General features: G+C 64.3%; 20 protein-coding genes. 5 read left to right on the top strand and 15 right to left on the bottom strand.

The features are described 5' to 3' along the window. Positions 1–36 precede the first annotated feature (36 nt). Positions 37–1,938, bottom strand: a complete 1,902-nt coding sequence (locus AB7F11_RS08535; RefSeq protein ID WP_428291572.1) for a propionate--CoA ligase — start codon at positions 1,936–1,938, stop codon at positions 37–39. 100 nt (positions 1,939–2,038) lie between these two features. Then, positions 2,039–2,644: an isochorismatase family protein gene (locus tag AB7F11_RS08530; RefSeq protein ID WP_428291573.1), complete on the bottom strand. Its 606-nt coding sequence runs from the start codon at positions 2,642–2,644 to the stop codon at positions 2,039–2,041. A gap of 187 nt (positions 2,645–2,831) precedes the next feature. Here AB7F11_RS08530 and AB7F11_RS08525 point away from each other — a divergent pair, with 187 nt between their 5' ends. Then, a complete protein-coding gene (locus AB7F11_RS08525) occupies positions 2,832–3,386 on the top strand; it encodes a C40 family peptidase (RefSeq protein ID WP_428291574.1) in 555 nt (184 codons plus the stop codon). A gap of 65 nt (positions 3,387–3,451) precedes the next feature. Here AB7F11_RS08525 and lpdA read toward each other — a convergent pair whose 3' ends face one another. From lpdA to aceE, 3 genes are read right to left on the bottom strand one after another with little or no spacing between them, the layout of a single operon-like run. After that, a complete protein-coding gene (lpdA, locus tag AB7F11_RS08520; RefSeq protein ID WP_428291575.1) occupies positions 3,452–5,311 on the bottom strand; it encodes a dihydrolipoyl dehydrogenase in 1,860 nt (619 codons plus the stop codon). 9 nt (positions 5,312–5,320) lie between these two features. Next, positions 5,321–6,997, bottom strand: coding sequence for a dihydrolipoyllysine-residue acetyltransferase (gene aceF, locus AB7F11_RS08515; RefSeq protein WP_428299924.1), 1,677 nt, complete (start codon positions 6,995–6,997; stop codon positions 5,321–5,323). Positions 6,998–7,012: 15 nt separating this feature from the next. Continuing rightward, positions 7,013–9,724, bottom strand: a complete 2,712-nt coding sequence (gene aceE, locus AB7F11_RS08510; RefSeq protein ID WP_428290021.1) for a pyruvate dehydrogenase (acetyl-transferring), homodimeric type — start codon at positions 9,722–9,724, stop codon at positions 7,013–7,015. A gap of 171 nt (positions 9,725–9,895) precedes the next feature. Between aceE and AB7F11_RS08505 the strand changes: the two genes are divergently transcribed. From AB7F11_RS08505 to folD, 3 genes are all read left to right on the top strand, one after another. Next, positions 9,896–12,451: a PAS domain-containing sensor histidine kinase gene (locus AB7F11_RS08505; protein ID WP_428290020.1), complete on the top strand. Its 2,556-nt coding sequence runs from the start codon at positions 9,896–9,898 to the stop codon at positions 12,449–12,451. Next, on the top strand, positions 12,448–13,074 hold the full coding sequence (locus AB7F11_RS08500; protein WP_086123488.1) for a response regulator transcription factor: 627 nt from the start codon (positions 12,448–12,450) through the stop codon (positions 13,072–13,074). The genes AB7F11_RS08505 and AB7F11_RS08500 overlap by 4 nt, the downstream gene beginning before the upstream one ends. Positions 13,075–13,160: 86 nt before the next feature. Then, positions 13,161–14,012 carry a bifunctional methylenetetrahydrofolate dehydrogenase/methenyltetrahydrofolate cyclohydrolase FolD gene (gene folD / locus AB7F11_RS08495; protein ID WP_428290019.1) on the top strand — a complete coding sequence of 284 codons (852 nt, stop codon included), beginning with the start codon at positions 13,161–13,163 and terminating at the stop codon, positions 14,010–14,012. 8 nt (positions 14,013–14,020) lie between these two features. Here the strand turns inward: folD and AB7F11_RS08490 are convergent, their stop codons facing one another. From AB7F11_RS08490 to AB7F11_RS08470, 5 genes are read right to left on the bottom strand one after another with little or no spacing between them, the layout of a single operon-like run. Further along, positions 14,021–14,932 carry an SDR family oxidoreductase gene (locus tag AB7F11_RS08490; RefSeq protein ID WP_428290018.1) on the bottom strand — a complete coding sequence of 304 codons (912 nt, stop codon included), beginning with the start codon at positions 14,930–14,932 and terminating at the stop codon, positions 14,021–14,023. A gap of 54 nt (positions 14,933–14,986) precedes the next feature. Continuing rightward, entirely contained in the window at positions 14,987–16,150 is a 1,164-nt protein-coding gene (locus AB7F11_RS08485; RefSeq protein ID WP_428290017.1) for an acyl-CoA dehydrogenase family protein, read from the bottom strand. 27 nt (positions 16,151–16,177) lie between these two features. After that, positions 16,178–17,344 carry an acyl-CoA dehydrogenase family protein gene (locus AB7F11_RS08480; RefSeq protein ID WP_428290016.1) on the bottom strand — a complete coding sequence of 389 codons (1,167 nt, stop codon included), beginning with the start codon at positions 17,342–17,344 and terminating at the stop codon, positions 16,178–16,180. A gap of 37 nt (positions 17,345–17,381) precedes the next feature. Next, positions 17,382–18,254, bottom strand: a complete 873-nt coding sequence (locus AB7F11_RS08475; RefSeq protein WP_428290015.1) for an HpcH/HpaI aldolase/citrate lyase family protein — start codon at positions 18,252–18,254, stop codon at positions 17,382–17,384. Then, a complete protein-coding gene (locus tag AB7F11_RS08470; protein ID WP_428290014.1) occupies positions 18,254–18,706 on the bottom strand; it encodes a MaoC family dehydratase in 453 nt (150 codons plus the stop codon). Before AB7F11_RS08470 ends, AB7F11_RS08475 begins: the two co-directional genes overlap by 1 nt. Before the next feature lie 115 nt (positions 18,707–18,821). Between AB7F11_RS08470 and AB7F11_RS08465 the strand changes: the two genes are divergently transcribed. Then, positions 18,822–19,841, top strand: coding sequence for an NADP-dependent oxidoreductase (locus AB7F11_RS08465; protein WP_428290013.1), 1,020 nt, complete (start codon positions 18,822–18,824; stop codon positions 19,839–19,841). An 18-nt stretch (positions 19,842–19,859) separates the two neighbouring features. Here the strand turns inward: AB7F11_RS08465 and AB7F11_RS08460 are convergent, their stop codons facing one another. From AB7F11_RS08460 to AB7F11_RS08440, 5 genes are read right to left on the bottom strand one after another with little or no spacing between them, the layout of a single operon-like run. Further along, a complete protein-coding gene (locus tag AB7F11_RS08460; RefSeq protein WP_428290012.1) occupies positions 19,860–20,333 on the bottom strand; it encodes a PaaI family thioesterase in 474 nt (157 codons plus the stop codon). Then, entirely contained in the window at positions 20,330–21,574 is a 1,245-nt protein-coding gene (locus AB7F11_RS08455) for an acetyl-CoA hydrolase/transferase family protein (protein ID WP_428290011.1), read from the bottom strand. Before AB7F11_RS08455 ends, AB7F11_RS08460 begins: the two co-directional genes overlap by 4 nt. Further along, complete coding sequence (locus AB7F11_RS08450) at positions 21,571–21,969, bottom strand: MaoC family dehydratase (RefSeq protein WP_428290010.1); 399 nt, start codon at positions 21,967–21,969, stop codon at positions 21,571–21,573. The genes AB7F11_RS08455 and AB7F11_RS08450 overlap by 4 nt, the downstream gene beginning before the upstream one ends. Further along, positions 21,969–22,418: an FAS1-like dehydratase domain-containing protein gene (locus AB7F11_RS08445; protein ID WP_428290009.1), complete on the bottom strand. Its 450-nt coding sequence runs from the start codon at positions 22,416–22,418 to the stop codon at positions 21,969–21,971. Before AB7F11_RS08445 ends, AB7F11_RS08450 begins: the two co-directional genes overlap by 1 nt. Next, on the bottom strand, positions 22,418–23,956 hold the full coding sequence (locus AB7F11_RS08440; protein WP_428290008.1) for an enoyl-CoA hydratase/isomerase family protein: 1,539 nt from the start codon (positions 23,954–23,956) through the stop codon (positions 22,418–22,420). Before AB7F11_RS08440 ends, AB7F11_RS08445 begins: the two co-directional genes overlap by 1 nt. Between the last annotated feature and the right edge of the window lie 24 nt (positions 23,957–23,980).

Raw genomic sequence — 23,980 nt, 5'->3', positions numbered from 1 at the left:
TCAAAGGGCCACCCGCCACAGGCGCGCGCTCAGTCCTCAGGCCAGCAAGTCCTTGATCTGCTGCAAGGCGGCAGGGTCGTCCATGGTGGTCAGGTCGCCCGGGTCGCGCCCCTCGCATACGGCCTGGATGGCGCGACGCAACAGCTTGCCGCTGCGCGTCTTGGGCAGAACAGTCACGAAACGCACGCGAGCTGGACGGGCCACAGCGCCGAGTTGCTCGTCCACCACCTTCATGATCTCGCCCTCCAGCTTGAGGCGCGCGGCTTCACCCGCCAGTGCAGAGGCGTCCTTGGCCACCACAAAGGCCATGGCCACCTGGCCTTTGAGCGTGTCGGCCACCCCCACCACGGCCACCTCGGCGACATTGGCGTGGCTGGATATGCTCTCTTCGATCTCCCGCGTCCCGAGGCGGTGGCCGGCGACGTTGATCACGTCGTCGGTGCGGCCCAGGATGTAGAAGTAGCCGTCCTCGTCGCGAATGCCCCAGTCGAAAGTGCTGTAGACCAGCTTGCCCGGGATGCTTTTCCAGTAGGTGTTGACGAATCGCGCATCGTCGCGCCAGACCGTCTGCATGAAACCCGGGGGCGTGGGGCCCTCGATCACGACCACCCCCTTTTCGTTCGGGGCGGTGAGTTCCTCGCCGGTGTTTTCGTGCAGAAGCTTCACGCCGTACCCATACATGACCACGCCCGGACTGCCGAACTTGCTGGGCTTCTTCTCGACGCCATTGGCAATCGTCAGGATCGGCCAGCCGCTCTCAGTCTGCCAATAGTTGTCGATGATGGGCACGCGCAGGCCGTCGCTGATCCAGCGGGCGGTGGGTTCATCCAGCGGCTCGCCGGCCAGGAACAGTGCCTTGAGGCTGGAGAGGTCGTATTTCTTCAGGTAGGCCGGGTCCTGCTTCTTCAGCACCCGCACGGCGGTGGGAGCACTGAACATCACCGAGACCTTGTACTTCTCGATCAGGCTCCACCATATGCCGCCATCTGGACGGATGGGAAGCCCCTCGTACATGATGGTGGCCATGCCCGCGATCAACGGGCCGTAGACGATGTAGCTGTGGCCCACGACCCAGCCGATGTCGCTGGTGGAAAAGTAGGTTTCTCCCGGCTCGCCCATGAATATGTGTTTCATGCTCGCGGCCAGCGCCACGGCGTAGCCACCGGTGTCGCGCTGCACGCCCTTGGGCTTGCCAGTCGTTCCGCTGGTATAGATGGTGTAGCTGATGTCGGTGGAATCCAGCCATTCGCAGGGCACCTGCGCACCAAGCTGCCGTTCGCGCAACGCGGCGTAGTCGTGGTCGCGCCCCGGCACAAGGCTCAAGTTGGCGAGCCCGCGATTGACCAGAATCACTGAGTTCGGTTTGTGGCTGGAGAGTCGAATGGCTTCGTCGAGCAGCGGCTTGTACTCCACCACCTTGCCGCCACGCGATCCCGCATCGGCACTGACGATGGCCACCGGCGAAGCATCCTCGATGCGGTTGGCCAGTGAATGGCTGGCGAAACCACCGAACACGACCGAGTGAATGGCACCGATGCGCGCACATGCCAGCATGGCAAACGCTGCTTCAGGAATCATGGGCATGTAGATCAATACCCGGTCGCCCTTTTTCACGCCCTGGTCCAGCAGGACCGCTGCCATGTGCTGCACCTCGGCGTGCAGCTCCCGAAAGCTGTACGTGCGCTCGATATCGGTCTCGGTGGACACAAAGATCAGCGCGTTCTGATCGGCCCGTTCCTCCAGGTGCCGGTCCACCGCGTTGTGGCACAGGTTGATCTGGCCGCCCTCGAACCAGCGCGCGAACGGCGGGTTGTCGTGGTTGCAGACTCGATCAAAGGGCTTCTTCCAGTCCACCAGTGCGGCCTGCTCGGTCCAGAACGCGTCTCGGTCTTCCATCGAGCGACGGTAGAACTCGGCGTAGCCGTGGGGTTGCTTCATGGTGGTCTCCTGCGGGTGGATGCTGGGCGGCGGGTCAAACTGAATTCATAATTATGAGAGCCAGCCTTTCGATAGGCTGACGATGCGCCCCTTGGCGGGCTTACTTGATCAAGGCTTGAACATCGCGAAAGGCCGGGTGTTGCGCGCTGCGGAGCCACTCGAAGGCGACCATTTCCGTGGTGACCAGTTCGGCGCCCGCCCCAGCGAGGCGGTCGAAGGCAGCGTCCCGATTGCGTTCGGTGCGCGAGCTGCACGCATCGGTCACGACCCAGACATCAAATTCCTGTTCGATGATTTCCAGCGCGGTCTGCAGCAGACACACATGGGCCTCACAGCCGGCGAGCACGATCGTCGACCGATCTGCGGCAGGCGCAGCTGCTGCTTTCTGCAGGTGCCTGGGCAGGCTGCGTGCATTTCCGCCACCTGGTCGAACGGGTGGGCGAAGCCAGTCGGCCAGACCGTCGGCCACCGCGCTGAAGTGCATCTTGGACAACGTCTTGCTGCAAAGCTCGCGCAGTTCAGGAAGATTGGAACCGAGCTTGTCGGGGTTCTGCTCGGTGCCGAAGGCGGGCACATCCAGCAGCTTGGCCAGGCGGGCCAGGCGCAGGGCATTGGCCACCACTTCCGGGCCATCGAAGATCGCCGGCATCAGGCGGGCCTGGTAATCCACCAGCACCAGTTGGGATTCGGAGGCGTCCAGCAGCATCTTTTTCTTTCTTTCGAATCAGGTAGGGGTGCGGCATTCTCGCAGCGCCGACGCATCCCTTGGTCGGCCCAGCAAGACCGGGTGGCGAGTCGATGCGGGGGAAAGCATCCAAAATGTCAGGCAAATCAACGGCTTGCTGGAAACTTCTAACTTGACTTCGAACGCTGGCCCGTCTACGCTGCACGACATGACCCGCTGGCTTCCCGTCCTGATCCTGAGCTTCTCGGCCGTGGCCCACGCCTCGCCGGGAGGCACCAGCTTCAACGACATCGACGGCCTGCTGGTCGAAAAGGGCTTGATGTCGCGCATGGGCGAACAGATCCAGCAAACCCGGGACACCGTGAGCGAACAGGCTTCCAGCCTGGTGATCAACGCCCTCGCCTTCCTGGACATTCCTTACCGTTACGGCGGCAACAACACACAAACCGGCTTTGATTGCAGTGGTTTCGTGCGTGCCGTCTACGAACAGTCGATGGGCAAGGTGCTGCCGCGCCGCTCAGACGAACAGGCTGCGGCCACCCAGGAAATCGACCGCAGCGACCTCAAGCCGGGCGATCTCGTCTTCTTCAACACCATGAGGCGCGCTTTCAGCCACGTGGGCATCTACATGGGCGAAGGCAAGTTCATCCACTCGCCACGCGCCGGCGCGCAGGTGCGGGTGGAGGACATGCGCGTGTCCTACTGGAGCAAGCGCTTCAACGGCGCGCGCCGCGTGCCTCTGGCCGCCCCGGACCAGCGCTGAGACCGCACGCCCCCAATGAACAAACCCGGCCATGGCCGGGTTTGTTCATTGGGGCATGTCCTCGTTTACTTGCGCTGCGGCGGTACGTCGGTGCACGAGCCGTGTGCGATCTCGGCGGCCATGCCGATGCTCTCACCCAGCGTCGGGTGCGGATGGATCGTCTTGCCGATGTCCACGGCATCGGCCCCCATTTCGATGGCCAGCGCAATCTCGCCAATCATGTCACCCGCATGCGTGCCCACCATGCCACCGCCCAGGATCTTGCCGTGGCCGTGCGCCTCGGGCGAATCGTCAAACAGCAGCTTGGTCACGCCCTCGTCTCGCCCGTTGGCAATGGCACGGCCTGAGGCGGTCCAGGGGAACAAGCCCTTCTTCACCTTGATGCCCTGAGCCTTGGCCTGGTCCTCGGTCAGACCCACCCAGGCCACTTCCGGGTCGGTGTAGGCCACGCTGGGGATGACGCGCGCATTGAACGCGGCGCTCGCCAGCTCCGGGTTGCCCTGCAACTCACCGGCAATCACCTCGGCAGCCACGTGCGCCTCGTGCACCGCCTTGTGCGCCAGCATGGGCTGGCCCACGATGTCACCGATGGCGAAGATGTGGGGCACGTTCGTGCGCATCTGGATGTCGACGTTGATGAAACCCCGATCGGTCACGGCCACGCCGGCTTTGTCGGCCGCAATCTTCTTGCCGTTGGGGCTGCGGCCCACCGCCTGCAACACCAGGTCGTAGGTCTGCGGTGCAGGGGCAGTGCCGCCCTCCTCTGCAGCGGCAAACGTCACCTCGATACCCTGCGGCGTGGCCTTGGCCGAAACCGTCTTGGTCTTGAGCATGATGTTGTCGAAGCGCTTGGCGTTCATCTTCTGCCAGATCTTCACCAGGTCGCGGTCGGCACCCTGCATCAGGCCATCGAGCATCTCCACCACGTCCAGGCGTGCGCCCAGCGTGCTGTAGACCGTGCCCATCTCCAGCCCAATGATGCCGCCGCCCAGGATCAGCATGCGCTTGGGCACTTCCTTGAGCGCGAGTGCGCCAGTGCTGTCGACCACGCGGGGATCCTCGGGCATGAAAGGCAGGCGCACCGCTTGCGAACCGGCGGCGATGATCGCCTTCTTGAACGCGATCACCTGCTTTTTGCCGGTCTTGTCCTGCGCGTTGCCCGTGGTTTCCTCCACCTCCAGATGGTTGGCTCCGACGAAAGCACCATAGCCACGCACGGTGGTCACCTTGCGCATCTTGGCCATGGCCGCAAGACCGCCCGTGAGCTTGCCAATCACCTTTTCCTTGTGGCCACGCAGCTTGTCGATGTCGAGCACGGGGTCGCCGAAGGACACGCCAAGCGCGGCCATGTGGCTCACTTCATCCATCACGGCGGCCACGTGCAGCAAAGCCTTGGAAGGAATGCAGCCTACGTTCAGGCAGACGCCGCCCAGCGTGGCGTAGCGCTCGACCAGCACAACCTTGAGGCCCAGATCGGCGGCGCGGAAGGCCGCGCTGTACCCGCCAGGACCGCCGCCGAGCACGAGCACGTCGCAATCGAGGTCGGCCGTTCCTGCAAAGCTGGAACCAGCGACCACCTCCGTTCGGGCTGAGCCCGTCGAAGCCCCTGATCCCCGATCGTCCTGAGCTTGCCGATGGGCGGGTTCAGGGCGCACGGAAGTTGGCGCAGGCGCTGCTGGTGAGGCACCTGCCGACTCCAGCGTCAACACCACACTGCCCTGCCTGACCTTGTCGCCCAACTGGACCTTGAGTTCCCTGACCACCCCGGCCTGCGAGGACGGAATCTCCATCGACGCCTTGTCGGACTCGACGGTGATGAGCGATTGCTCGGCCTTCACGGTGTCGCCAGGTTTCACCAGCAACTCGATCACGGCCACTTCGTCGAAGTCGCCGATGTCGGGGACTTGAATTTCAATCAGTGCCATCGTCATTCCTTAGAGAAGAACACGACGGAAATCGCCGAGGATCTGGCCGAGGTAAGCGTTGAAGCGCGCCGCGGCGGCGCCGTCGATCACCCGATGATCCCAGGTCAGTGAAAGCGGCAGCATCAAGCGTGGCTGGAAGGCCTTGCCATCCCACACCGGCTCCATCTGGCTCTTGCACACGCCGAGAATGGCCACCTCGGGCGCATTGATGATGGGCGTGAAATAGCGCCCGCCGATGCCGCCCAGGCTGGAGATGGTGAAGGTGGCGCCGCTCATTTCAGCCGGGCTCAGCTTGCCCTCACGCGCCTTCTTGGCCAGTTCGCCCATTTCCTGGCTGATCTGCAGCACGCCCTTTTTGTCGGCGTCCTTGATCACCGGAACCATCAAGCCGTTGGGCGTATCGGCGGCAAAGCCGATGTGCCAGTACTGCTTGTAGATCAGCGAGTCACCGTCGATCGAGCTGTTGAACTCGGGGAACTTCTTGAGCGAGGCCACGCAAGCCTTGATCAGGAAGGCCAGCATGGTGACCTTGATACCGCTCTTCTCGTTTTCCTTGTTGGTCGAGACCCGGAAGGCTTCGAGGTCTGTGATGTCGGCGTCGTCGTGGTTGGTGACCGCGGGGATCATGACCGCGTTGCGCAACAGATTGGCGCCGCTGATCTTCTTGATGCGACCCATCTCTTTGCGTTCGATCGGACCGAATTTGGCGAAATCGACCTTGGGCCAGGGGATGAGGCCCAGACCTGCGCCGTCGCCTCCACCACCCATAGGGGCCTTGGCGGCCTGCGCCTTGGTTTGCGCCGTACCCGACATGACGGCCTTGGTGAAGCCCTGAACATCTTCCTGTGTGATGCGGCCCTTGGGGCCGCTGCCCTTCACCTCTTCGAGCGGCACGCCGAGTTCGCGTGCGAACTTGCGCACCGAGGGGGAGGCATGGGGCAGGCCCACGGTGGTGGCTGCGGCCGGGTTGTGTGCGGCAGCGGCAGGCGCCGCCTCCGTTCGCCCTGAGCCCTTCGAAGGGCTGGATTGCACCTTGGCCGGGGCTTCGGCAAGCTCAGCCCGAACGGATGCAGAAGGCGCCGCCACGACGCCTTCGAGCACCGCCAGCAGATCTCCGATGTTGACCGTGTCGCCGACCTTGACCTTGAGTTCCTTCAGCACGCCAGCGGCCGAAGATGGAATCTCCATCGAAGCCTTGTCGGACTCCACCGTGATCATGCTTTGCTCGACCGCGATCTTGTCGCCTGGTTTGACCAGCACCTCAATGACTGCAACATCCTTGAAGTCGCCAATATCGGGCACGCGCACCTCGACCGGGCCAGCAGCCGCAACCTCCGTTCGCCCTGAGCCTGTCGAAGGGCTCGCCTGCACCTGGGCAGGAGCTTCGACCGGCTCAGCCTGAACGGAAGTAAGGGGCGCTGCTGGCGCCGGTGCGGCAGCAGCTTCACCCGCCGCTTCGACCACGAGCACCACCGAGCCTTCCTTCACCTTGTCGCCCAGCGCCACTTTGATTTCCTTGACCACACCCCCCGTGCTCGACGGGATCTCCATCGACGCCTTGTCGGACTCCACCGTGATCAGGGACTGCTCGGCCTTGACCGTGTCACCCACCTTCACCAGCAGCTCGATGACCGCCACCTCGTCGAAATCCCCAATGTCCGGGACCTTCACATCAATCAGTGCCATGTTCTTGTCTCCGGGTTAGGCGTTGAGCGGGTTCACTTTGTCGGTCTGGATGCCGTATTTCTTGATCGCCTCGGCGACCTTGGCCGCAGGCACCTTGCCCTCTTCGCTCAACGCCTTGAGCGCGGCTACCACGATGTAGTGGCGGTTGATCTCGAAGTGCTCGCGCAGCTTGCTGCGGAAATCACTGCGGCCAAAGCCGTCGGTACCCAGCACCTTGTAGGTGCGGTCCTTTGGAATGAAGGGGCGAATCTGCTCGGCGTAGTTCTTCATGTAGTCGGTCGAGGCCACCACCGGACCGCTGATCGCGCTGAGTTGCTGCGCCACGAAAGGCACGCGCGGCGTCTCGGTGGGATGCAGCAGGTTCCAGCGGTCGGCGTCCTGGCCATCGCGGGCCAGTTCGTTGAAGCTGGGGCAGCTCCACACGCCAGCACTCACGCCCCAGTCCTTCTCGAGCAGCTCCTGTGCGGCGATGCTCTCGCGCAGGATGGTGCCGCTGCCCAGCAACTGCACGCTCGGCGCGTTTTTCTTCAGCGCCGGCGCCTGCTTGCAGTAGTACATGCCCTTGATGATCTGCTCTTCCGTGCCGGGCTGAAGGCCGGGCATCGCGTAATTCTCGTTGAGCAGCGTCAGGTAGTAGAAAACGTTGTCCTGTTTCTCCACCATGCGCTTCAGGCCATGGTGAAGGATCACGCCGACCTCGTGCGCAAAGGTCGGGTCGTAGCTGATGCAGTTCGGAATGGTGCCGGCCAGGATGTGGCTGTGTCCATCTTCGTGCTGCAAGCCCTCGCCGTTGAGCGTGGTGCGACCCGAGGTGCCCCCGAGCAGGAAGCCACGCGCCTGCATGTCGCCCGCCGCCCAGGCCAGGTCGCCGATGCGCTGGAAGCCGAACATGGAGTAGTACACGTAGAAGGGCACCATGATGCGGTTGCTGGTGCTGTAGCTGGTGGCCGCCGCAATCCAGCTGCTCATGCCGCCCGCTTCGTTGATGCCTTCCTGCAGGATCTGGCCGGCCTTGTCTTCCTTGTAGTACATCACCTGGTCCTTGTCGACCGGGGTGTATTGCTGACCGTGCGGGTTGTAGATGCCAATCTGGCGGAACAGTCCTTCCATGCCAAAGGTGCGCGCTTCGTCCACCAGGATGGGCACCACACGCGGGCCCAGCGCCTGGTCACGCAGCAACTGGGTGAGGAAGCGCACGTATGCCTGGGTGGTGGAAATCTCGCGGCCTTCGGCCGTGGGCTCGAGCACCGCCTTGAAGGTGTCCAGAGAAGGCACGGTGAAGCTTTCATCGGCCTTCACGCGACGCTTGGGCAAATAGCCGCCCAGCGCCTTGCGGCGCTCGTGCAGGTATTTCATCTCCGGCGTGTCTTCGGCCGGTTTGTAAAACGGAATCTTGGGCAGCTCGCTGTCCGGAATCGGGAGGTTGAAGCGATCGCGGAAGATCTTGATGTCCTCGTCGGTGAGCTTCTTGGTCTGGTGGACCGTGTTCTTGCCTTCACCCGACTTGCCCATGCCAAAGCCCTTGACCGTCTTGATCAGCAGCACGGTGGGCTGGCCCTTGTGGTTCACGGCCTTGTGGTAAGCGGCGTAGACCTTCTGTGGATCGTGGCCACCACGCTTGAGGTTCCAGATGTCGTTGTCGCTCAGGTGCGCCACCATCTCCAGCGTCTTGGGATCGCGGCCAAAGAAGTGTTTGCGCACGTAGGCACCGTCGTTGGCTTTGAAGGACTGGTAGTCGCCGTCGACCGTGTCCATCATGATCTTGCGCAAGGCGCCGTCCTTGTCGCGCGCCAGCAGGGAATCCCACTCGCTGCCCCACAGGAGCTTGATGACGTTCCAGCCGGAACCCCGGAATTCACCTTCGAGCTCCTGGATGATCTTGCCATTGCCACGAACCGGGCCGTCCAGGCGCTGCAGGTTGCAGTTCACCACGAAGATCAGGTTGTCCAGGTTCTCACGAGCGGCCAGGCTGATGGCACCGAGGGATTCGACTTCGTCCATCTCGCCGTCGCCGCAGAACACCCAGACCTTGCGGTTCTCAGTGTTGGCAATGCCACGTGCGTGCAGGTATTTCAGGAAGCGCGCCTGGTAGATGGCCATCAGCGGGCCCAGGCCCATGGAGACGGTGGGAAACTGCCAGAACTCGGGCATGAGCTTGGGGTGCGGGTAGCTCGAAAGACCCTTGCCGTCCACCTCCTGGCGGAAATTGATCAACTGTTCTTCAGTCAGGCGCCCTTCCAGGTAGGCACGGGCATACACACCAGGCGATACGTGACCCTGGATGTAGAGGCAGTCTCCGCCATGGTTCTCGCTCTCGGCGTGCCAGAAATGGTTGAAGCCGGCGCCAAACATGTGGGCCAGCGAGGCAAAGGAGCCAATGTGGCCGCCGAGGTCGCCACCGTCCTCCGGGTTGTGCCGGTTGGCCTTGACGACCATGGCCATGGCGTTCCAGCGCATGTAGGCCCGCAGACGCTCCTCGATCTCGATGTTGCCGGGGCAACGCTCCTCCTGGTCGGGCTCGATCGTGTTGACGTAGCCGGTCGTGGCCGAGAACGGCAGGTCGATGCTGTGCTGGCGGGCCTCTTCCAAAAGTTGCTCAAGCAGAAAGTGCGCCCGCTCGGGGCCTTCGCGCTCAATCACGGCGGCCAGGGCCTGCATCCATTCACGGGTTTCCTGGGCGTCCACATCCCCGGCACCTTGGCCCTTGAGAGCGTCGTTCGCTGACATGCTTGTCTCCTGTTGGTTTCAATCGAGCTTACGGAGGTCTCTCCGCAGTGTCACGGATTTTTCCACAAAAGGTTTTCAATTTCAATATGTGCTTCAACATTTCATATAATGACAATTGTCCATGAACGTGGTGTGGTGTTCCAGGTCCTCTCACGTAGACTCGAGCCCTCCATGAAGCCGCTACCGTCGCCGACTACCACGAACAAGCCGCCTGCACAGGCAGCGTGGTGGAAACGCTGGTGGCGTCGCCTTCCGCCCTCTCGCCAGGACCGCTTCGCCACGCTCGGACCCTTGCTGGCTGTGCTGCTGTTCCTCTCGGCCATCGTCGTCGCCATCACCTACCTGCGCTATGAAGAACTCGAGCGCGAGCAGGAAGCCGTCACGCGGGACGTGGAGTACGCGCAGCAACGCCTGCGCCTGAGGCTGCTGGAAAGGCAGGAGCAGCTCATGCGCCTGGCGCGCGAGGTGAGCAACAAGGAAATCGAGAGCGAGGAGTTCGAGTTCCAGGTCGAATCGCTGGTCAGCCAGTTCCCCGAGATGCTGGCCATCAGCTGGGTGGACAGCCGGCGCAATGTGCAGGCCAGCTACGCCTCTCCCAGCGCGCCCGTGGCACTCACCCGTGCAGTGGGCAGCTCGCTGTCTGCAGGCGAGACCGACGGCACTTTCGAGCTCGCTCGCGACCTGCGGCAACCGGTGTATTCCCGGCCCTTCGGTGACGACGCTCGAAACGCCAGGTTGATGCTGCACGTCCCACTGAGCGAGCAAGGGCGCTTTTCCGGCACGATCATGGGCGAATATTCGATCGACGGCCTGATGCGCTTCGGCATTCCGCCAGAGATCATGGCGCGGTACGCGGTGGCGCTGGTGGACGACCGGGACCGCGTGCTCGCCGGCAGTCTTCAGACGCCCGAATCCGTGCTGCGTCTGTTGCCTTGGTCCAATCCGCCGCTGGAGCACGCGGTGCCGGTTTCGCCGGTGGGAAATGGCTTGATTCTCAAGGCCCAGGGATACCGCACATCGCAAGACATCGTGGGCAGCGGCTTCTTCTGGGTGATCGGTGCGCTGAGCGCGCTGACCGTATGGATGCTGCTGGGCACCTGGCGGCACACGCGGCGCCGTGTACAGGCGCAGCAAGCACTGATGGCCGAGACCAACTTTCGCCGTGCCATGGAAAACTCCATGCTCACTGGCATGCGCGCGCTGGATATGCAAGGCCGCATCACCTACGTGAATCCGGCTTTCTGCTCCATGACGGGCTGGACCGAAGGCGAACTGGTGGGGCGAACGGCGCCATTTCCCTATTGGCCCGAAGAGGACCACGACCAACTGGCGGCGCGGCTCGAAGATGAGCTTCGCGGGCGCTCCACGCCTGGTGGTTTCGAGGTGCGGGTGCGTCGGCGCGACGGCAGCATCTTTGATGCGCGGATGTACGTCTCTCCACTGATCGACCCCAAAGGACATCAGACCGGCTGGATGACCTCGATGACCGACATCACCGAGCCCAAGCGCATCCGCGAGGAGCTTTCCGCGTCTTACGAGCGCTTCACCACGGTGCTCGAATCGCTGGACTCGGCCGTGTCGGTAGCGCCACTGGGCAGCGATGAAATGCTGTTCGCCAACAAGATGTACCGGCTGTGGTTTGGCACACGCGGCCTGGGCCACCGGCACCTCGTCGATCTGGCGGGCAACCAGCCCTCCCCCAGCCCGGACGACGGCGACGCCGTGGACGCGTTTGCCGGCATGCCCACCGAAACGCTGACCGACGCCGGGGCCGAGAACGCCGAGGTGTTCGTGGAAGAACTCGACCGCTGGCTGGAGGTGCGCACGCGCTACCTGACCTGGGTCGATGGCCGGCTGGCGCAGATGGTGATCGCCAGCGACATCACGCCGCGCCGCTTTGCCGAAGAGCAGGCCTCGCGTCAGGCAGAGCGCGCACAGACCGCCAGCCGCCTGATCACCATGGGTGAAATGGCCTCCAGCGTGGCCCATGAGCTGAACCAGCCACTCACCGCCATCACCAACTACTGCAACGGCATGATCTCGCGCCTTCAGGAGCAGCGCATCAGCCCTGACGAACTCCTGGGTGCGCTGGACAAAACCTCGCGTCAGGCTCAGCGCGCCGGTCAGATCATCCAGCGCATCCGCGCCTTCGTGAAGCGCAGCGAGCCCAACCCCACCCTGTCGGATGTGGCGCAGATGGTCAACAACGCGATCGAGCTTGCAGAAATCGAACTGCGCCGTCATCAGGTTCGGCTGTCGCCCTACGTGGCGGCTCGACTGCCCAGCCTGATGGTCGACCCCATCCTGATCGAGCAGGTGCTCATCAACCTGCTCAAGAACGCTGGCGAGGCGATTGCGCAGGCCGGTCGTCTGCCGGGCGAGCGGTACGTGGAGCTTCGCGTCGGCCCCAGGCATCTGGACGATCAGGACGTGGTTGAGTTTTCGGTGCGCGATTCGGGCAACGGGGTGCCCGACGAATTGATCGAACGCATCTACGAAGCCTTCTACAGCACCAAGAGCGAGGGTATGGGCATCGGCCTCAAACTCTGCCGCAGCATCGTGGAATCGCACCACGGCAGGATGCAGGTGCAGAACATCTACAATGGCGAAGAGGTGGTGGGCTGCTGCTTCAGCTTCTGGATCCCCGTGATCTCGCGGCTGCAGAACCACAGCGCCGCGGCTGGGCCCGCCACAGAGCCGCTGACGGACACAGAAAGAGCGAGATGAGTTTGATCCCCAAGAAAGGCAGCGTCTACGTGGTCGATGACGACGAGGCGGTGCGCGACTCACTTCAATGGCTGCTCGAAGGCAAGGACTTCCGGGTCCGCTGTTTCGAATCTGCAGAAGCCTTTCTGAGCCGCTACGATGCCCGCGAAGTGGCCTGCCTGATCGCCGACATCCGCATGGGCGGCATGACCGGCATGGAGCTGCAGGACCGCCTCATCGAGCGCCAGTCACCCCTGCCCATCGTCTTCATCACCGGCCACGGCGACGTGCCCATGGCGGTGGAGTCCATGAAGAAGGGTGCGCTCGATTTCATCCAGAAGCCGTTCAAGGAAGACCAGCTTGTGGCGCTCGTCGAGCGCATGCTCGAGCACGCACGCGAAGCCTTCGCCACGCATCAGCAGGCGGTCAGTCGAGACGCCCTGCTCTCCAAGCTCACCAGCCGCGAAGCCCAGGTGCTCGAACGCATCGTGGCGGGTCGCCTGAACAAGCAGATCGCCGACGATCTGGGCATCAGCATCAAGACGGTGGAGGCGCACCGCGCCAACATCATGGAAAAGCTGGGTGCGAACACCGTGGCAGACCTGCTCAAGATTGCGTTGGGACAGACGCCCGCCAAGGCCTGATTCACACCCGTCACGCCCTCATTGCAACGCCCGCCCTCCACCCGGCGGGCGTTTCCGTTTTTTCAACTGCTGTTTCACACTTCGACATGACCGCCCAACTGATCGACGGCAACGCCCTTTCCAGAAAAATCCGCGCCGACGTTGCCGGCCGCACTGCTGCGCTTCGGGCTCGAGGCGTCGTGCCCGCGCTGTCGATCATCCTCGTGGGCGAGGATCCAGCGAGCCAGGTCTACACGAAGCACAAGGTCAACGACAGCACGGAGACCGGCTTGCTGGCCACGCTGGAGCGCTACCCGGCCAACATGGCCGAAGCCGAGTTGCTCGCGCGCATCGAAGCCCTGAACCGCGATCCAGCGGTCCACGGCATCCTCGTGCAGTTGCCACTGCCGCGGCACATGGACGCAAACAAGGTCATCGAGACCATATCGCCGGCCAAGGACGTGGACGGCTTTCACATCTCGAGCGCGGGTGCGCTGATGGTCGGTCAACCCGGCTTCTGGCCCTGCACGCCCTATGGCTGCATGAAGATGCTCGAGAGCATCGACTACGACCTCAAAGGCAAGCATGCGGTGGTGATCGGTCGAAGCAACATCGTGGGCAAGCCCATGGCGCTGATGCTTCTGCAGAAAAACGCCACCGTGACCATCTGCCACAGTGCCACGAGCGACCTCAAGGCGATGACCCTTCAGGCCGACGTGATCGTCGCCGCCGTGGGCAAGCGCAACGTGCTGACGGCGGATATGGTCAAACCCGGTGCAGTGGTGATCGACGTGGGCATGAACCGCAACGACGAAGGCAGGCTCTGCGGCGACGTGGACTTTGCAGGCGTGAAGGAGGTTGCTGGCTGGATCACGCCCGTGCCGGGGGGCGTGGGCCCGATGACACGAGCCATGTTGCTGGTGAACACGCTGCAGGCCGCTGAACGACAGGCGGCCTGAGCTCTCGCTCACCCGGCGCTGCGCTGCGCCTTTTCCTGTTCTGCGCGGCCGCGCACGATGCCTTTGGCCTCCGCCCAATCCTCTGGCGTGAGCTTGCCCAGCTCGGCGAAGGTGCTGGGCGCCGCGAGGTGATGACCACCGTCGATGGCGATGTTGGCACCGGTGATGTAGTCGCAGCCATCGGATTGCAGGAAGGTGAGCAGGTTGCACAGTTCCGGCATGCGGCCAAATCGGCCCAGCGGCACCTGGTCGGCCGACGCCGCGCCCACATTGGCTTTGGGAATGGGGGCCAGCTTCTCCCAGGCGCTCTCCGTGGGGAAAGGCCCGGGTGCCACGGCGTTGACGCGAATGTTGTGGCGCCCCCATTCGACAGCGAGCGACATGGTCATGGCATGCACGGCGGTCTTGGCCATGGTCGAGGGCAGCACGTAGGCCGAACCGGTCCACACCCAGGTCACCAGCATGCTGACGACCGAACCTGGCAAACCCTGGGCAATCCAGCGCCGCCCACAGGCCAGCGTGGCGAACAGCGCACCATCCATCACTGTGGAGCGAACGGCGGCAAAGCCGCGAGGGCTGATGTCCACCGAGGGTGAGATGAAGTTGGCGGCGGCGTTGTTCACCAGGCCCGTCAACGGGCCGTCCTGCCAGATCTTGTCGATCATGGCCTCGATCTGTTCCGCTTCCCGCACGTCGCAGATGTGATACGCCACACGCCCACCGTGCGCGGCGCTCTGCATGAGTTCGGCCACCGCCGCTTCAAGCACGGCCTCGCGGCGACCGCAGATATAGACCGCCGCACCTTGGGAAACAAAAGCGCGCGCGAGCTCCTTGCCCAAGCCGGTGCCGCCACCAGTGATCAGGATGCGTTTGCCCTTCAGAACGTCCGCGCGGAAAGGTTGCTTGTCGGGAACAGACATGAATGACCTCTTGGATTCGATGGTGATGCGTGGGCGGTGTGGTGCCACCAGCGCTCAGGCGTTGTTTCGGCGGTAGTCGGCGATGAGCTGGCGGCCGATGATGTGCTTCATGACCTCGATCGAGCCGCCGGCAATCTTGACGATCCGCGCATCAGCATACGCGCGTGCGATCGGGTATTCCCACATGTAGCCCCAGCCGCCGAACAGCTGCAGGCATTCGTCGACCACCTTGCAATGCAGATTGCTGAGCCACATCTTGGCCATGGCGGCATCCACCGAGTCGAGCTCGTCGCGCATGAAAAGCTGGATGCACTTGTCGGTGAACTGCCGTCCGACCACGGCCTCGGTCTTGAGCTCGGCCAGTTTGAACTGGGTGTTCTGAAAGTCGGCAATGGTCTGGTTGAAGGCCTTGCGCTCGGCGGTGTAGGCCACGGTGTAGTCGATGACAGTCTCGCACACGGTGGCTGAGCGGATCGCTTGCGCCAGGCGCTCCTGCGGCAGCTTGGTCATCATGAGTTGAAAGCCCTCACCTTCGTTGCCCAGCATGGCCGACGCCGGCACGCGGACTTCGTCAAAGAACAGCTCGGAGGTGTCCTGGCCCTTCATGCCCAGCTTCTGCAGGTTCTTGCCGCGGCGAAAGCCTGGCAGGCTGGTGTCGACCAGGAACAGCGTGACACCCTTGGCACCAGCGCTGGAATCGGTCTTGGTGGCCAGCACGATCACATCGCAAAGCTGGCCGTTGGAGATGAAGACCTTCTGGCCCGAGATGACGAAGTCGTCGCCATCGCGCACCGCTCGGGTGCGAATGGCCTTGAGGTCTGAGCCCGCGTGGGGCTCGGTCATGCCCAGTGAGCCGATCGCCTCGCCCCGGACCATACTGGGCAGCCATTGTTGTTTTTGCTCTTCCGATCCGAAAGACTTGATGTACGTGGCCACCAGGTCGCAGTGGATGAGAAAGCCGGGGCCGGTGTAGCCCGAACGGGCCATTTCCTCGAACACGACGACGTCGAAGAGGTAGTCCAGCCCCAGGCCGCCGTATTCCTCAGGGATCGTGCAGCACAGCATGCCTGCCTCGCCGGCTTTGAGCCAGAGACTGCGCGGCACCACGCCGTCTTCTTCCCACTCTGCGTGGTGCGGAGCGATCTCCTTGTCGACGAAGCGCCTCACAGTGTCGCGAAAGGCCTCGTGCTCCTCGTTGAACAGTTCTCTCTTGATCATGATGGGCCTCGCGGTGGGTGGGTGCGCTCAGTAGGACTTCGGCAGGTCCAGCACCTTCTCGGCAATGAACGAGAGGATGAGCTGTTCGGTGATCGGCGCAATGCGGGTGATGGTGACTTCGCGCAACAGACGTTCCACGTGGTATTCCTTGGCATAGCCAAAGCCGCCATGCGTCATCACCGCCTGCAAGCAGGCGTCGTAGCCAGCACGCGCGCCGAGGAATTTGGCGGTGTTCGCCTCGGCGCCGCAGGACTGGTGGCTGTCGTAGAGCCAGGCGCCCTTCATGGTCATGGCCCAGGCCGCCTCCAGCGACATCCAGCGCTCGGCCAGGGGATGCTGAATGCCCTGGTTCATGCCGATCGGCCTGTCAAATACGATGCGCTCTCGCGCGTACTGAGTGGCCCGGCGCAGGGCATCCTGTCCGATGGCGATGGCCTCTGCGGCGATCAGCAGCCGTTCGGGGTTGAGGCTGTGCAGGATGTAGCCGAAACCCTTGCCCTCTTCGCCAATGCGGTCTTCATCAGGAATGAAAAGGCCGTCGATGAAGATGGCGTTGGAGTCCACCGCCTTTCGACCCATCTTGGGAATCTTGCGCACCTCGATCTTGCTGCGGTCGAGGTCGGTGTAGAAGATGGTGATGCCATCGGTGGGCTTCTTGCAGTCCTCGATGCGCGTCGTGCGCGTGAGCAGCATGATCTTGTTGGCCACCTGCGCGGTGGAGGTCCAGACCTTCTGGCCGCGCACGATGTAGCCACCGGGCACCTTTTCAGCAAAAGTCTTGATCGCCGTGGTGTTCAGGCCCGCATCTGGCTCGGTGAATCCAAAGCAGCATTGGTCCTCACCCGCAATGAGCCGCGGCAACCAGCGCTGGCGCTGTTCGTCGGTGCCGAAAACCACGATGGGATGTGGACCGAACAGGTTGATGTGTACGGTGGAAGTGGCCGCCATGCCACCGCCATGGCTGGCCACCTCGTGCATCATGATGACCGCCTCGGTCACGCCCAGGCCAGCACCACCGTATTCCACCGGCATGGTGATGCCAAGCCAGCCGGCATCGGCCATCGCGCGGTGGAACGCGCGGGGAAATTCACCATCTTCGTCGCGTTCAAGCCAGTAGTCGTCGCCAAAGCGCCTGACCACCGCGCTGACGCCATCGCGGATCGCCCGATGATCTTCGCTGACAGAAAAGTCCATCCCGCTGTCTCCTGTGTCTCGTGTCTTGTCGGGGTTTTCAGGTGGGCAGGCCCAGCGTCCTTCGGGCCTGCTTGAGGTGAGGCATGTCGTACATCACACCGTCCAGGCTCAGGGTGCCGGCGTTCGGCTGCTGCTCGAAGGCTTCCACCACGCGGCGGGCGTGCGCCAGCTCTGCTTCGGTCGCGCTGAACGCGGTGTTGATCACCTCGACCTGGTCGGGGTGAATTGCGATGCGACCCCCGAATCCGCGGCGGCGCGCCTGTCGGCACGAAGCGGCCAGGCCCGCGGCATCTCGAAAGTCCGCATAGAGCGTGTCAATGGCCACCGCACTGGAACTGGCGGCCACACAGAGGCACAGCGACTGCGCCCACACGTAAAGTGGCGCCAGTGGCCCGTCCTCGTCGCGGTTGCTCACGGCACCAATGGCGGCCGACAGGTCCTCTGCGCCCCAGGTCACCGCCACCACACGGGGCTGCGGCACGCTGAAGGTGTTCATGTTCAGCATGGCCTGCGGCGTTTCGGTGATCACGGGCAGCACCGACACCTCGCCCACAACCATGCCGGCCCGGGCTTCCAACGCCTCAAGCACGTGGTGCAACCGAAGAAGGTCTGCAGACGAAGTGGGCTTGGGCAGCACGATGCCATGCAGGCCGGGTTGCACCACGGCCGCCAGGTCATCCAGCGCCAGTCCGGAATCAAGCGGATTGACGCGCACGAAACGGCGCGGCCCGGCGGTGTCGCTCGCGCGCTGTTCGAGCCAGGTGCTGGCCATGCGGCGTGCCTGCGGCTTGTTCGTCCAGGCCACGGCGTCTTCAAGGTCCAGGATCAGGGCATCGGCCTCACTGGCCAAGCCTTTGGCCAGCTTGCGTTCGCTGTCGGCCGGCACGAAAAGGAAAGAGCGCAGGGGCATCACGCTACCTGCCTGAGCATGAGCGCCTGGCGCTTGCAACTGGCCACCTCGTCGCCATGCTGGTTGAAGCCCTGGTGCAGGAAGGTCACGATGCCAGCGTTGGGCCGTGACTTGCTGGGCCGAGTCTCCAGCACCGTGGTGCGCGAGCGCAGCGTGTCACCGGCAAACACCGGCTTGGGAAACACCACGTCGGTCATGCCCAGGTTGGCCACCGTGGTGCCAAGCGTGGTGTCCTGTACCGAAAGGCCGATCACCAGGCCAAGGGTGAAGATGCTGTTGACCAGCGGTTGGCCGAACTCGGTGGTTCGGCAGTACTCGGCGTCGATGTGAATGGCCGCCGGGTTGTAGGTGGCGTTGCAAAACCACATGTTGTCCGCCTCGGTCACCGTGCGACGGATCTCGTGATCGAATGCTTGCCCGACCGTGAATTCACCAAACCACAACCCTGCCATGTGCTTGTCTTCCGTCTTGTGATTTCAGTAGAGTACGTACATGTATCGTACGCCTGCGTACTTTACCACACAGGTACAATCCACATGTTGGTAGAAACCATAACCGGAGACATCCATGACATCACCCGTGAACCGCCAGATCTTGCTGGCCAGGCGCCCGAGCGGCATTCCTCAGGCCGGCGACTTCGAGCTGGTCAGCCGACCCGTTCCCGAGCCTGGTCCGGCACAGGTGCTGGTGCGCAACGCCTTCCTGTCGGTGGAACCAGCGATGCGCGGCTGGGTCAGCGCGGTGCCCAATTATTCGGAACCCGTTCCCATCGGGGGCGTCATGCGCTCGTTCACCGCCGGCTGGATTCACCGCTCCAACCATCCAGACTATCCCGTCGGCACGCGCGTGACCGGCCTTTTCGGCTGGCAGGACTTCGCGGTGGCGGACGTGAGCGCGATCGAGCAGGTGATCACCGACAACGACCTCCCGCTCTCTACCTACCTGGGCGTCCTGGGCATCAACGGCGTGACCGCGCACTACGGTCTGCGCGAAATGGGGCGTCCCCTGCCGGGTGAGACGGTGGTGGTCTCCACGGCTGCTGGCGCCGTGGGTTCCTGCGTGGGCCAGATCGCGCGCCTGATGGGTTGCCGAGCGGTTGGCATTGCGGGGGGCGCGGAGAAAACGCGGCAGTGCGTGGAACAGTTCGGCTTCGACGCGGCGGTGGACTACAAGGCGGCGGACTTCTCCGATCGGCTGGCCGAGGCCTGCGCGGGCGGCGTACACGTCTACTTCGACAACACGGCGGGGCCGATCAGCGATGCCGTCATGCGCCACCTCGCCAACCGGGCGCGGGTCGTGGTCTGTGGCACTGCGTCGTTGTCGAGCTGGGATCCATGGCCGCAGGGCCCGAGGGTCGAGCGCCACCTGCTGGTCAAGCGCGCGAGCATGGCCGGCTTTGTGATCTTCGACCACGCAGAGCACCATCCCCAGGCCCGGCGCGACCTGGCGCAGTGGATCCGCGAAGGACGCCTCGTCTATCAGGAAGACGTGCTCGACGGCATGGAACAGGCGCCAGACGCCATTGCGGGCCTTTACCGGGGCGAAAACCGGGGCAAGCGGCTGATCCGGATTGCCAACGCACCCTGACGCGTGGCAGACGATGGCTCACTTGACCGGCATGCCCGGCAAGTTGAGGAAGGTGTCAGCAGCGCTTTCCGGCAACAGCGGGCCTCGCCGGAAGACGCCACTGGCGCGCACGACGATGTCGCCGTCGGCGGTGATGAGGCCTTGCGAGAAGATCAGGTTTCGCGTCACCTTGAGGACCTCCGCCCTGCCCTCCACCCAGCTGCCCAGCGGCGCTCCAGCCAGGAAGTCGATGTCGAGGCTGATGGTGGGCAGAAACTGCCGAGGGATGTCGGTCTGGTACTGCGCGGCAGTGGAGATGAAGATGTCCGCAAACAGGCTGAGCATGCCCCCATGGCAGTGGTTGCCGGGATTGGTGTGGCGCGGCTCGACGCGAAAGCCCAGCACAAGGTGTTGATCGGCCCAGCGAGCGTACAGCGGCCCATTGTGGGTGGCAAAGGCTCCGCCCACGGGCGCGAGTTGAAAACCTTCAGGGGGCTGCGATGCGCCGCTCATAGTGCCCGGCCTGTCTGCGCCCAGGCATCGGCGAGTGTGTCGCGGTGTTCAGGCGCCGCAATGCCGATGAGGGCTTCGGCCCTCCGATGAACATCCAGGTCGCGCACATCGGCCACGCCGAACTCGGTGACGAACACGTCGGCCATGTGGCGCGGCAAGGTGCACAAGCCACCGGCCCCCAGGCTGGGCACGATGCGCGAGAGCTGGCCGCCACGCGCGGTGGCGGGCAGGCAGATCAGCAGGCGACCGCCTGGCGAAGCCTGCGCGCCCAGCGCGAAGGCGGGCAAGCCACCGGGGCCTGCCTGCAGGCCGCTGGCCATGCGCTCGGCATTCACCTGGCCGAACAGGTCCACCTCCACCGCACTGTTGATCGCCATGAAGCGCGGAATGTCGGCCAGCGCGGCAAGCCGATGGGTGTGGTCCACCGAGGTGAGCCACAAGGAGCGCAGTTCCGACACGAAGCTGCGCAGGGCTGCCGAGCCCAGCACCACGCCGGTGGTGATGCGGGAAGGCTCGTGCATCGCACCCGCCTCCCACAGGGTCTGCACGCCGCCACTGATGAGGCCGCCGTGGAAACGCAGGCGACGGTGCTGGCGCAAGGCGTTGGCCAAAGCGAGCGGCACGGAGCCTATGCCGAACTGCAACGTGTCGCCATCGCGCACCAGGCCGGCCACGTGTTCGCCGATGCGCCGTTCAATCTCGCCCTCGACGGGTTCCTTGAAATCCAGCAGGGGTTCGGGGGAAACGACCTGCGCATCCAGTTCGGACACATGCACACGAAAGCTTCCGGGCAGGCGAGGCATCAGCGGATTCAGGTGCGCGACACGGCGTTGCGCACGCGGCCACACCAGCGGCAGGAAATCGGCGGAGAGGCCCGGGGAGCACCAGCCATCGGCATCGGGCTCGCTCAGGTGGGCAATGGCCAGGTCCATGGGCGGACCGTTGAGCAGTTGCCGTGTCAGCGCCAGGTAGTCCATGGACACCAGCGCCGCGCGACCTTCGCGCACACCGGGCCGCAGACCGGGCGTCATGAAAGCCGACCACTGCCGAACCTGGGGATGCAGGGCGAGCGGATCGAAGGTGTCAATGCCGGGGAACTGCACGCCGCAGAAGGTGACGCCCGCCGCCCGTTCGGGGTCCGCGCTCAGTTCGCGAACCAGCAAGGCCGACTGGTTGGCCATGGTCGGCTGGAACACCCGCATGCCGGGGCGAAGGCCTTCGATCAGTCGCAGCTGTGTCATGTCGAGGTGCGGGATCGAACGAGCGCTTCGCCGTTCATCAGCGCCGTGCCCTTCTGGTTCGTGGCCTGCACGCGGTAGCGGGCGAGGCCGCTGTTCAACTCCGCGCGCTCGCCGTGCAGGCTGATGGTGTCGCCCAGGCTTGCCGCCGCTGTGAAGCGGGTGTGCAGCCGCACCAGCGAACCCGGCCCAAAATGGCTCGTGATCAATCGGCCCGCGAAGGCCATGGTGAGCATGCCATGCACCACGGGGCGTTCGAAGCCGGCGGCGCGTGCCACGTCGGCGTCGAGGTGCAATGGGTTGTGGTCGCCCGATGCCGCAGCAAACAGGGCCAGGTCCACGGCGGTGACCGGCCCACAGGACAGGTCCAGCGTTTCGGGGAACTCGGCGGCAGGCATCACGCGGCCTTGTTCGGGTTTCGCACCAGGATGGATTGCCGGCTGCTGGCCACCGCGCGATCGCCAACGCGGTAGTCCGTGTCCACGATCACGAAGGTGATCGCGCCCTCCTTCTTGTCCTGGATGTCGCTGATGCGGCGCCTGATCGAGACACGATCGCCGACCGACACCGGCGCGAGGTAGTCGAAGGTCTGCTCGGCATGCAGCACGCGGTTCATCGGCACCTTCAGCAGCTTCAGGAGGGCCACGCTGCTGAAGTGTTCGCCTTCGAGTGCCTTGAGAAACGTGGGCGGAACGGCGCAGCCAGGCAGGCCAGCCTCTCGCGCAGCCTGCGGGTCCCAATGCACGGGATTGTCTTCGCCGATCGACTGGCAGAACAGCTTGACGCGCCAGGCGTCGATCAACGCCTCGCTGGGCGCCGTGGTGAAGCCGATGTGCCCGCGATCCATCAGGCAAAGTCCTGCGCGAGACGCGGCTTGAGCACCTCCCACGCGGCGCTTGCGGAAGCATCCAGTGCGGGTTGCACCCGCGCCTGTTCGTCCCACAGCCAGGCCAGGGGACCGCCGCTCCACCCGGGCGCCACGCCCGAGAGACAGGCCGCCACATCCAGGAACGCTGGATCGCCCGCACCGGGTCGTGCTGCCCAGCGCAGCGCCAGCGCAGCCTGCTCGGGAAGGTCTTTGCCCACCAGCGACTGCAGCAGGCCGGTGGTGCCGTTGGAGCGCCAGGGCACCGCCCAGAGGCGCTGCGCCAATGCGGCGGCCAGGGCCGCTGCCGGTTCATCCGCTCGACCCACGATTTCCAACACGCGGCCGTAGGCGCCGGCCGGAGCCAGCACCACCACGGTCTCGCCCTCCCCGGCCTGCGCGGCATCGCCCAGCACGCGTGCCCGCACGCTGTACGTGTGGCCCAGCGAATCGGTCAGCGCCAAGGAATCGGCGGACAGCGCGTCGTCCTGCGTGCAAGGCACCTTCACCCGCGCCAGCGCCTGCGCCCAGGTTTGCCGTCCGGCGCTGAATGCACCGTGCCGGATGGAGGCGAGCTGCGTGTCCCTGGGCGGCGCCAGCTCGCGTTCGGCCCGCAAACGCTCCAGGAACAGGGTACGCACCATGCGCCCGGCCACGGGGCTGAACATCAGGCGCAGGAACTGGTTCATCTCCACCGCCGTGGCCTCGGCCAGCGGCAGGCGCGCGCCCTTGAGCACGCTGTCGACGATGGCGCTGTAGGCGGGGTAGCGGCTGAAGGTGTCATCGCTCACGCCATGGTGCAACGCCAGGGCACGTGCAGTCTCGTCGCCGTGTACAGGCACGTCGGCCTGCGCCAGATGAGCGAATTTCAGCCGGGGGTCGTAAGCCTGTCCCATCAGGTTGCGTGCCATCGTGCGGGCTTGTTCCAGCAGTCGATCGGCCGGCACCGCGTGCGCGAACAAGCCCGCCCGCACCGCCTCGGCCGGCGAGAGCGAGCGCCCGGTCAGCAGCAGGTCCAGCCCAAGCTCGAAACCCACGAGGCGCGGCAGGCGTTGCGTGCCACCGGCGCCGGGCAAAAGCCCCCAGCGGATTTCGGGCAACGCCAGCTGGATCCGGGCGTCGTCGGCCACGACGCGAGCGCGGCAGGCCATCGCGAGCTCCAGACCACCGCCCATGGCCAGGCCGTTGACGGCGGCGATCCATGGCTTTTCGCTCGCTTCCAGCCGCACGAACTGGCGCCCCAGGCGGCCACAGCGCTCAAACATGTGTTCGTGCGATTCGCGGCGCGCTTCCGAGCAGTACCCCCTGACCATGACCAGATCCGCACCGGCCAGAAAACTGGACTTGCCCGAGGTCAGCACGACGGCACGCACCGCCTCATCGCTTTCGACCCGGTCCATGAGCGCGTCCAGCGCGCCCATGAGCTCGAACGAAAACACGTTCATGGTGCGATCGGGCATGTCGATGGTGGCCAGCAGCACACCGTCGGTCTCCAGCACGGAGCGGATCAACTCGGTCAAGGGTGTCTCCTCGGGAACGGGTGG

The sequence above is a fragment of the Hydrogenophaga sp. genome, from assembly GCF_050250835.1.
In the GTDB taxonomy this organism is placed as follows: domain Bacteria; phylum Pseudomonadota; class Gammaproteobacteria; order Burkholderiales; family Burkholderiaceae_C; genus Hydrogenophaga.
The sequence above is the reverse complement of the archived record's forward strand: the minus strand, read 5'-3'. Positions and strand labels throughout refer to the sequence as shown.

Coding starts and splice junctions, on each gene's coding strand:
- AB7F11_RS08535 (WP_428291572.1), bottom strand. CDS start 1,938: ATGAAGCAACCCCACGGCTACGCCGAGTTCTACCGTCGCTCGATGGAA.
- AB7F11_RS08530 (WP_428291573.1), bottom strand. CDS start 2,644: ATGCTGCTGGACGCCTCCGAATCCCAACTGGTGCTGGTGGATTACCAG.
- AB7F11_RS08525 (WP_428291574.1), top strand. CDS start 2,832: ATGACCCGCTGGCTTCCCGTCCTGATCCTGAGCTTCTCGGCCGTGGCC.
- lpdA (WP_428291575.1), bottom strand. CDS start 5,311: ATGGCACTGATTGAAATTCAAGTCCCCGACATCGGCGACTTCGACGAA.
- aceF (WP_428299924.1), bottom strand. CDS start 6,997: ATGGCACTGATTGATGTGAAGGTCCCGGACATTGGGGATTTCGACGAG.
- aceE (WP_428290021.1), bottom strand. CDS start 9,724: ATGTCAGCGAACGACGCTCTCAAGGGCCAAGGTGCCGGGGATGTGGAC.
- AB7F11_RS08505 (WP_428290020.1), top strand. CDS start 9,896: ATGAAGCCGCTACCGTCGCCGACTACCACGAACAAGCCGCCTGCACAG.
- AB7F11_RS08500 (WP_086123488.1), top strand. CDS start 12,448: ATGAGTTTGATCCCCAAGAAAGGCAGCGTCTACGTGGTCGATGACGAC.
- folD (WP_428290019.1), top strand. CDS start 13,161: ATGACCGCCCAACTGATCGACGGCAACGCCCTTTCCAGAAAAATCCGC.
- AB7F11_RS08490 (WP_428290018.1), bottom strand. CDS start 14,932: ATGTCTGTTCCCGACAAGCAACCTTTCCGCGCGGACGTTCTGAAGGGC.
- AB7F11_RS08485 (WP_428290017.1), bottom strand. CDS start 16,150: ATGATCAAGAGAGAACTGTTCAACGAGGAGCACGAGGCCTTTCGCGAC.
- AB7F11_RS08480 (WP_428290016.1), bottom strand. CDS start 17,344: ATGGACTTTTCTGTCAGCGAAGATCATCGGGCGATCCGCGATGGCGTC.
- AB7F11_RS08475 (WP_428290015.1), bottom strand. CDS start 18,254: ATGCCCCTGCGCTCTTTCCTTTTCGTGCCGGCCGACAGCGAACGCAAG.
- AB7F11_RS08470 (WP_428290014.1), bottom strand. CDS start 18,706: ATGGCAGGGTTGTGGTTTGGTGAATTCACGGTCGGGCAAGCATTCGAT.
- AB7F11_RS08465 (WP_428290013.1), top strand. CDS start 18,822: ATGACATCACCCGTGAACCGCCAGATCTTGCTGGCCAGGCGCCCGAGC.
- AB7F11_RS08460 (WP_428290012.1), bottom strand. CDS start 20,333: ATGAGCGGCGCATCGCAGCCCCCTGAAGGTTTTCAACTCGCGCCCGTG.
- AB7F11_RS08455 (WP_428290011.1), bottom strand. CDS start 21,574: ATGACACAGCTGCGACTGATCGAAGGCCTTCGCCCCGGCATGCGGGTG.
- AB7F11_RS08450 (WP_428290010.1), bottom strand. CDS start 21,969: ATGCCTGCCGCCGAGTTCCCCGAAACGCTGGACCTGTCCTGTGGGCCG.
- AB7F11_RS08445 (WP_428290009.1), bottom strand. CDS start 22,418: ATGGATCGCGGGCACATCGGCTTCACCACGGCGCCCAGCGAGGCGTTG.